Origin of the sequence: Pseudomonas sp. HMWF006, from assembly GCF_003061205.1 — a bacterium.
Lineage (GTDB): Bacteria > Pseudomonadota > Gammaproteobacteria > Pseudomonadales > Pseudomonadaceae > Aquipseudomonas > Aquipseudomonas monsensis.
In genome coordinates, this window is the sequence record NZ_QAIU01000643.1 from 1 (window position 1) to 7,112 (window position 7,112).

The 7,112-nt window shown below is 61.0% G+C and carries 5 protein-coding genes and 1 pseudogene; 3 read left to right on the forward strand and 3 right to left on the reverse strand.

Annotation, left to right across the window (positions count from 1 at the left end):
- The 3 genes and pseudogenes from DBR24_RS29730 to DBR24_RS29740 all read right to left on the reverse strand — a co-directional run.
- Nucleotides 1-691: pseudogene (locus tag DBR24_RS29730) on the reverse strand (hybrid sensor histidine kinase/response regulator); the annotation flags it as partial.
- Nucleotides 688-2,190 (reverse strand): ATPase domain-containing protein, encoded by a 1,503-nt coding sequence (locus tag DBR24_RS29735; RefSeq protein WP_123468524.1) that lies wholly within the window; start codon nt 2,188-2,190, stop codon nt 688-690. The pseudogene DBR24_RS29730 and the gene DBR24_RS29735, both read right to left, overlap by 4 nt.
- A gap of 158 nt (nt 2,191-2,348) precedes the next feature.
- Nucleotides 2,349-3,404 carry a tetratricopeptide repeat protein gene (locus DBR24_RS29740; protein WP_123468527.1) on the reverse strand — a complete coding sequence of 352 codons (1,056 nt, stop codon included), beginning with the start codon at nt 3,402-3,404 and terminating at the stop codon, nt 2,349-2,351.
- Nucleotides 3,405-3,575: 171 nt separating this feature from the next.
- Between DBR24_RS29740 and DBR24_RS29745 the strand changes: the two genes are divergently transcribed.
- Genes DBR24_RS29745 through DBR24_RS29755 form a run of 3 tightly spaced genes read left to right on the forward strand, consistent with a single transcriptional unit; the run spans nt 3,576 to nt 6,868 of the window.
- Nucleotides 3,576-5,708: an FUSC family protein gene (locus tag DBR24_RS29745; protein ID WP_128616484.1), complete on the forward strand. Its 2,133-nt coding sequence runs from the start codon at nt 3,576-3,578 to the stop codon at nt 5,706-5,708.
- A complete protein-coding gene (locus DBR24_RS29750) occupies nt 5,698-5,898 on the forward strand; it encodes a DUF1656 domain-containing protein (RefSeq protein WP_123468531.1) in 201 nt (66 codons plus the stop codon). Before DBR24_RS29745 ends, DBR24_RS29750 begins: the two co-directional genes overlap by 11 nt.
- A 28-nt stretch (nt 5,899-5,926) precedes the next feature.
- Nucleotides 5,927-6,868, forward strand: coding sequence for a biotin/lipoyl-binding protein (locus tag DBR24_RS29755; RefSeq protein WP_371921382.1), 942 nt, complete (start codon nt 5,927-5,929; stop codon nt 6,866-6,868).
- Nucleotides 6,869-7,112 lie beyond the last annotated feature (244 nt).

Sequence of the window (7,112 nt, forward strand, 5' to 3'; positions counted from 1 at the left end):
CGCCCAGGTCGATCAGGCTGTCGAGGTCATCCGTGCGCCCACGGGCCAGACGCCGACGCAGCAGTTCGAGACTGCCGATGATCCCGGTGAGCATATTGTTGAAGTCGTGGGCGATACCGCCGGTGAGCTGGCCGACCGCTTCCATTTTCTGCGACTGCCGCAAGGCTTCTTCGTTGTGCCGCAGTTGCGCGGTGCGTTCCTCGACTTGTTGTTCGAGAGTCTCCAGCGTCGATTGCAGGCGCCGTTCACTTTCACTCAGGTCGATCAGGCGGTCACGTGCCTCGTACTGTCGTCGGCGTCCGCGCAGGGCCGCCGAGACCATACTGACCAGCGTCGCCGGATGAAACGGCCGTTCAAGGAACGTGACGTTACCCAGTTGATCACTCAGGCGCGAAGACGGGCCCTGTTCCTGGCCGCCATGATGGGTCAGCAGCACGATCGGCATGTCCGACCATGCCGGTTGCTGTTCAAGGTAATCAAATAACGCCTCAAGATCCGGGCCACGCAACGCTTCGGCGGCGATCAGCAGCAGCCCGGCGCCGGGCTCCAGTTGCTCGCATAACGCACCCAGATCCGGTGTGATCTGGCCGTCGAAGCCCGCTTCGTTGAGGATCATCAGGGCAACCTGGCTGTCGCGACCCATGGGCGCCAGGATTAGCGCGCGTTCGGCCAGCGGTACCGACACCGTCACAATATTTCTTCCTGCAGCAGCGGGTTGCTCGCGCCAAGATAGGTGGGCACTCCGCGCAGCACGCCCTGGAAGGCATCAAGCGGTTCGCCGATGGTCATGCCCTGAGAGGAAATCCGGTATTCGCGGATGGTCGACTCATGGCTGCCGGTACGTTTCTTGATGATGGAAATCGCCCGGCGGACTTTGCCGATGGCTTCGAAGTAGCGCAGCAGGATCACCGTGTCGGCCAGGTAAGTGATGTCGACCGGGGCCTGCATGTCGCCCACCAGGCCATGCTGGGCAACAGTCATGAAGGTCGCTGCACCCTTGCGGTTCAGGTACAGCAGCAACTCGTGCATGTGCAGCACCAGCGCGTTCTCTTCGGGCATGGCGGCCTGATAGCCGTTGATACTGTCAATCACCACGGTTTTGATGTCGCGCTCATCGACGCAACGCCGCACCCGGTGCGAAAACTCGCCCGGCGACAGTTCGGCGGCATCGACTTGCTCGATCAGCAGATTACCGGTGGCCTGCAGGGCCTTGAGGTCGATGCCGATATTGCGCATGCGCTCGAACAGCAGGCCCAGCTCTTCATCAAAAATAAACAGGGCTGCTTTCTCGCCCCGGCCCACGGCCGCTGCGGCGAAGATCATCGAGATCAGCGATTTACCGGTACCGGCCGGGCCGAGGATCAAGGTGCTGGAGCCGGCTTCGACACCACCACCGAGCAAGGAATCCATCTCCTTGATGCCGCTGGTCAATTGCAGGCGCGGGTACTCACTTCGATGTTCAGCGGCCACCAGGCGCGGGAAGACATGCACGCCGTCGCCCATGATGGTGAAGTCATGAAAGCCCCCACGGTATTTTTGCCCGCGATACTTGATCACCCGTATGCGTCGACGTTCGGCGCCGTAGTTGGGTGTCAATTCTTCAAGGCGAATCACACCGTGGGCCACGCTGTGCACGGTTTTGTCGAGGGATTCGGTGGTCAGGTCGTCGAGCAGCAGAACGGTGGCGTCGTAGCGCACGAAGTAGTGCTTGATCGCCAGAATCTGTCGGCGGTAGCGCAAGGAGCTTTGCGCCAGCAGGCGAATTTCCGACAGACTGTCGAGCACCACGCGAGTTGGTTTGAAACGCTCGACCACTTCGAAAATCTGCTTGGTCGCTTCGCCCAGTTCCAGGTCGGAGGAGTACAGCAGACTCTGTTGATGCTCGGCATTGAGCAGGCTTTCCGGCGGCGTCAGCTCGAAGATTTCGATGTTCTCATTGAGCTCCCAGCCGTGGGACAGCGCACCCTGGCGCAACTCACGCTCGGTTTCCGACAGCGTGATGTACAAACAGCGTTCGCCAGCGCTGGCGCCGGCCAGGAGAAAATGCAAAGCGACGGTGGTTTTGCCGGTTCCCGGTTCACCTTCGAGCAAAAACACATGTCCGCGAGACAGGCCACCGGCCAGGATGTCATCCAGACCCTCGATGCCGGTAGCGGCTTTTGCACTGATCAACGCGTTAGATGTAGACAAAAAATGCCCTCTCATGACTAGGGGAGGCGAGGCGCTTTCTTGAAAGCGGTCGCCTGAAATACTTGACCCTCGTCAGGGATGGCAGTTCCGATTTTTATTTCGAGAGCCTTGAGGATGTGTGCTGAAACCCCCGGCAGGCTGCGATCTGTCGATCGTGTTCAGAGCCCTTGTTGCAACGCCGGATCATCCGGATTCAACTGTTCCAGCTGCGCCTGCAGAATCTGCACATTCTGCAGCTGTCCGCTTTCTTTCCAGTAACTGATCAGCAGCACTCGCGCTTTGCGATCGGCCGGGTGCCGCTGGACGATTTCCTGCAACTGCTTCTGCGCCGCTTCCAGCTCCTCCGCGCTGTGCAGCGTGGTAGCGAGGTCATAGCGATAATCCTTGTTGTCGGGTTCGAGCTCGACCGCTTTGGACAGGCCGAGCAGGGCATATTCGCGTTGGCCGTGGTGCAACAGCCACAGCCCGAGGGCATGTTGCAGATACGCGGAGTCGGGCTGAGCTTTCAGTTGCTGCGCGAGCAGTTGCCGGGCGGCGTCGCTCTGACCCTGGCGGTCGAGCACGTCGATCTGCATGACCAGAGCCTGCAGGTTGCCGGGCTCCAGACGCAGAGTATTGTCCAGTGCGACCTGGGCTTCTTTGAGTTCAGCGTTATGCAGGTAGAGGCGCGCCAGTTGAGCGTAGGTGGCGGCGCTTTCCGGTTGCGCCTTGAGCGCCTGCTCCCAACCGTCAATCGCCTGCTGCAACGGCGCGAAATACAACCCCAGTTCATCCGGCGTCAGGCCGAGCAGGGCATTGATGGCGGCAAAGCGAACGGTCTGGTCTTGATCGTCGAGCATCGGCCCCAGCAACAGGCTGCGCTGCCCGCCAGGCACCAGACCGACCACGCTGTGGATCGCCGCCAGCCGCACCTCCGGGGCTTCGTTTTGCAGGTCGGCGTCAGCCAGTTTCAAGGCCTGCGGGCTCGGATAGTTAGGCAATTCGGCGTGCAGCCAGACGCGGCGTTTGATCGACAGATCCGGTCGACCCAATTGCTGATACAGCTGACGTGCAGCCCCCGGCTGACCGGTGCGGGCAGCGCTCAGCGCTTCGCTGTAGCCACGCCGGATGGCTTCCGGAACGACCGGGGCCGTGCTGCGCAAAGACAGCCACGCCACGACGACAACAAGCACAAGGGCAAGGCTGATTAACAGATAGCGGCGCGATGAAGACATGCAGGTTTCCGTGAACTGGCGTTTTTTTGGCAGAACGGCAAGCTTCGGTCAGCGAGCGTCATGAGTCAAACCCATACCTGCGAATCGCCCTACAGGTTGCGTCGACTCTGTGAACCGTCACGCTTTCATGGCAGTGTCTACGCTAGCAGGAGTTACTTTACGAGTGTGCCCATGCAAGCGCTGTTCACTTACTTCAAAGCGGTCATTCACCCCAGCCAGGCAGTTCTGCTGTTCGCGTTGCGCACCATCGCCGCCGGCCTGCTGACGCTTTACCTGGCGTTTCTGTTTGATCTGGACCAACCGAAGTGGTCGATCATGGCGGTAGTGATCGTCAGTCAGCCCCTGGCCGGAATGGCGCTGGCGCGCAGCTTTGGCCAAGTGATCGGGACAACGCTGGGCGCTGCGGTGGCGGTGCTGATCATGGCGATTTTTCCGCAGGCGCCATTGCCGTTCATTGCCACGCTGGCGCTTTGGCTGGCGCTGTGCACGGCGGGCGGTACGCTGTTGCGTTACACCAGCTCTCAGGCGTTTGTACTCAGTGGCTACACCGCTGTGGTGGTGGCATTGCTGGCGATTCCGGATCAGGACGGCACCTTTTTGCTGGCCGTCACACGTGTCACCGAAACCCTGCTGGCTGTGGCGTGTGTGTGCGTGGTGAGTTTGTTGACCGCGCGGCCGGAGGCGGTGGCCAAGGGGTATTTTGCCAAAGTCGATCAGGTCATCAAGCTCGCTGCCAGCCACGCCGCTGCCGTGTTGCGTACCGAAGAAAGCGACGCCGAGTTCCAGCGCCGACAAATGCAGTTGCTTGGTGAAATCAGCGCCCTCGAGGGCTTGCGTCGGCACCTGTATTTCGACGCGCCACGGTTGCGCAGTGCCAACAATCTGGTGCTGCTGTTGGGCAATCAGCTGATGTTGCTGACATCCCGGTTGACCGCGTTGCGCCATCAGCGAGAACTGCTGACCGAGCGCTGGGAGGGTGAGTTGCCGCTTGAGGTCCAGCGCCTGCGTGGTGAAGAACTGGCGCTGTTCGATCAGTTGGCGGAGCAGGGCCGATCGCTGCCCGCTGAACGGCGGCATGCCTTCGTGACGCTACAGCAACAGTTCGAAGCGCTGGCCTACGAGGCGGAACAACTCACCGAAGACATGAGCGCGACCCTGCGTTCCCTGGCATGGGCCTTGCGCTGGGAACAGGCGCGGCTGTTGCAGCAACTGGAGCAGATACTTGAGTTGAGCGATGCGATTCAGGACGGGCGCGAGGCCAGTTGCCTTCATCGCGGTCAGGCCAGCCCGCTGCATCTGGATTTCACCCTGGCGACGATGAACGCTGTCCGCGCCTTTACCGCGTTGCTGGTCGCCGGGCTGATCTGGATCGAAACCGCCTGGGATGGTGCGCGGGGCGGAATGATTCTGGTGGGCATCCTGTGCTCGCTGATGGCCACGTTTCCTCGCCCGCTGATGGCGGCGCAAAGCTATGCCCGTGGCCTGGGCCTGGCGCTGCTGGTTTCCGCGCTCTATCAATTCATGCTGGTACCGGCGATCAGTGATTTCGAACTGTTGGCGTTGTTGCTGGCACCGCTGCTGTATGTAATCGCGGTCGGCCTCTCGAGCCCGGCGACGGCGGGGATCGGCATGGGGCTGGGGCTGTCGAGTTTTCTGATGCTTGGCCCGCAGAATGTCGGCACCGGGCAGAATACGGCGATTCAATGGTTCGAATTCGCGGGCGCCTATGTCAGCGCGGCCATGCTTGCGCTGCTCGTCTACGCGTGGATTTTTCCGTTCCGTCCGGCCTGGCGTCTTCGCCGTTTGTACAACGAAGCACGTGAGCAGGTGTACCAGTTGACGAAAGTGCCCCCCACGGATGCGGAGCAGTTTGCTTTCGAAAGTCGCATGGTCGACCGTTTGACCAGCATGCTGGGCCTGTTGCCGGCCGTGAACGACCGTGACATGCAGCAACGGTATGAAATCAGCCTGGCGTGCATCGCGCTGGGAGTGGCGATGCATCAACTGCGCCAGCAAGCGCAGAACAATGGGTTGCTCTCCGATGCGTTCAATCAGCGCCTGTCCTCGGCGTTGCGCCATACCGGGCGCTTTGTTGCCGGTCGCCCGGATGTCCGGCAAGCGCCGCTCACCGAATTGCATGCGCTGGGCGATGAGCTGGATGATCTGCACATTGCCAGTCATGAACACCTGTGGTCGGTGTTTCGCATGCGCGTGGCCCTGTTGATTGTTGTGTCATTCCTCAAGCGCCACGGCGATCAGCTGCAGCGCACCGTCCCGGAAGGAGGGCCGGCCCTTGCCCATTGATTTCGAAATTGGCGGCGTTTACCTGCCGCCCATTGCCCAGGCCCTGTTGCTGGCCATTCCGGTCTTCATGGTGCTTGACTGGGGCCTGCGACGGCTGGGGGTCTTGCGACTGGTCTGGCATGAGGCGCTGTTCGAAGGCGCTTTGTATGCCTGCGTCTGTGCCACGCTGATTCTGTTGATGGGAGCCTGATGCTTTGAAAGTGTTAGTGACGCGATTGATGACCTTGGCGGTCGTCATGCTGGCGATTGTGCTCGGCTGGTTTGCCTGGGAGCATTACACCCGTGCGCCGTGGACCCGGGACGCCCGGGTGAGGGCGGATGTGGTGACCTTGTCGGCGGATGTATCGGGGCGCATCGTCAGTCTGGCGGTGCAGGACAATCAGCATGTCGACAAAGGCCAGTTGCTGATGGAAATCGACCCCGCGCGTTACCGCCTGGCAGTCGAGCATGCGCGGCGCTCCGTTGAAGTGGCGAAGGCAACGCTGGGGCAATCCCAGGCCACGATCGTCGCCAGTGAAGCGCTGCTCAAGCAGCGCCAGAGCGAAGAACGTCGGCGGCGTATGCTGAAACAGGGGTTTGCGATCTCTGGTGAGGAGTGGGAGAAATCCAGCACTGATGTGGCGGTGGCGCAGGCCGACCTGTTGCGTAACCAGGCCAACCTCGGGCTGGCGCAGGCCAATGTGCAGTTGGCGATTGCTGCACAGACCCAGGCGGAGCTGGACTTGCAGCGCACTCGCGTCGAGTCTCCGGTCAGCGGCTATGTCACCAATCTGCTGACCCGACAAGGCGACTACGCGGTGGCCGGCGGAGCGCTGTTGGCCCTGGTTGATAGCGATAGCTTCTATGTCAGCGGTTACTTCGAAGAAACCAAGCTGCCGCGTATCGGCGAAGGTGACCGGGTGCGCATTCAGTTGATGAGCGGAGAAACCTTCGGTGGCACGGTGCAAAGCATCGCCTTCGCCATTGCCGACCGGGAGAACGCCCCGGGCAGCCGGCTGCTGGCCAACATCAACCCGAGTTACACTTGGGTGAAACTGGCGCAACGAGTACCGGTACGGATCGACATTGACGGCGACTATGCCGGCAAGAACCGGCTTCGCGCGGGCACTACGGCCACCGTTACCGTCCTGGAAAACCCAAAGCCTCAAGAAAACCACTGACCCTTGTGGGAGCGAGCAGGCGTGCTCCCACAAAGTTTCACTGACTGAAAGACAGGCACAAAAAAGCCCCGCGACCGAATGATACGCGGGGCAAAAAATTGGTTGGTTGCGGCCAACCAAAGGAGCTCTTTAACAATCGTTTACTTGCTGGCTACCGTCTCCGGTTGCCAGCCGCCACCGAGGGCCTTGTAGATCGCGACGATGCCGCGATACAGATCGACTTCGGCCTGGGCCTGGCTGTCTT